Origin of the sequence: Streptomyces sp. SID5643, assembly GCF_009872555.1 — a bacterium.
GTDB classification, from domain to species: Bacteria; Actinomycetota; Actinomycetes; order Streptomycetales; family Streptomycetaceae; genus Streptomyces; species Streptomyces iakyrus.
This window is the reverse complement of sequence record NZ_WWIC01000026.1, coordinates 1-1065: the sequence shown is the minus strand read 5'-3', so window position 1 is coordinate 1065 and position 1065 is coordinate 1. Positions and strand designations below refer to the sequence as shown.

The 1065-nt window shown below is 71.7% G+C and carries 1 protein-coding gene; it reads left to right on the top strand.

Annotated features, from left to right (window positions below; all coding sequences use genetic code 11):
• On the top strand, positions 1–1065 hold a 1065-nt coding region (locus GTY56_RS02925; RefSeq protein WP_237524358.1), incomplete at both ends, for a condensation domain-containing protein.

Genomic DNA, 1065 nt, shown 5'->3' with positions numbered 1-1065 from the left:
GAGGTGGCGCCGGCGGAGCTGGACGCCGCCGTCGCCGAAGCCACGCAGTACGCGTTCGACCTGGCCTCCGAGGTACCGATCCGGGCGTGGCTGTTCGACGCCGGGTCGGACGTGCAAGTGCTTGTGCTCGTGGTCCATCACATCGCCAGCGACGGCTGGTCGAGAGGCCCGCTCGCACGCGACCTCTCGACGGCATACGAGGCACGGCGAGCGGGGCGGCCCCCGCAGTGGGAGCCCCTGCCGGTCCAGTACGCCGACTACACGCTGTGGCAGCGCGAAATGCTGGGCGACGAGAACGACCCCGAGAGCGTGATCTCCCGGCAGATCGCCTTCTGGCGCGAGACGCTGGCCGGCGCACCGCAGGAGCTCGCGCTGCCGTTCGACCGGCCGCGCCCGGCCGTGGCCTCCCACCGCGGGCACCGGGTACCGCTGGAGATCCCGGCGGATGTGCACGCACGGCTGGCGGAGCTGGCACGCGCCGAGGGCGCGACCATGTTCATGGTGCTCCAGGCCGCACTGGCCGTGCTCCTCTCCCGCCTCGGCGCGGGCACCGACATCCCGATCGGCACCACGGTGGCCGGGCGCATGGACGTCGCGCTGGACGACCTGGTCGGCTTCTTCGTCAACACCCTGGTGATCCGCACGGACCTGTCGGACGACCCGACCTTCCGTGCGGCACTGGGCCGGGCGCGCACCGAGGGATGGGCCGCGCTCGAGCACCAGGACGTTCCCTTCGAGAGGCTCGTGGAAGAGCTGGCCCCGGCCCGGTCGCTGGCCCGGCACCCGCTGTTCCAGGTGCAACTGAACCTGCAGAACAACACCCAGGCCGTACTGGACCTGAAGGGTGTCAGCACGGGCGGCATGGCTGCGGCGGCGACAGCGGCCAAGTTCGACGTGGAAGTGTCGGCAGGTGAGACGTTCGACGCCGACGGGGCCCCGGCGGGACTGCGCGGGGTCGTGATCGCGGCAACGGACCTGTTCGACATCGAAACGGCCGAGCGGTTCGCGGAGTGCTGGGTCCGGGTGCTGGAGGCGGTGGCGGCCGATCCGGAGCTGCGGTTGAGC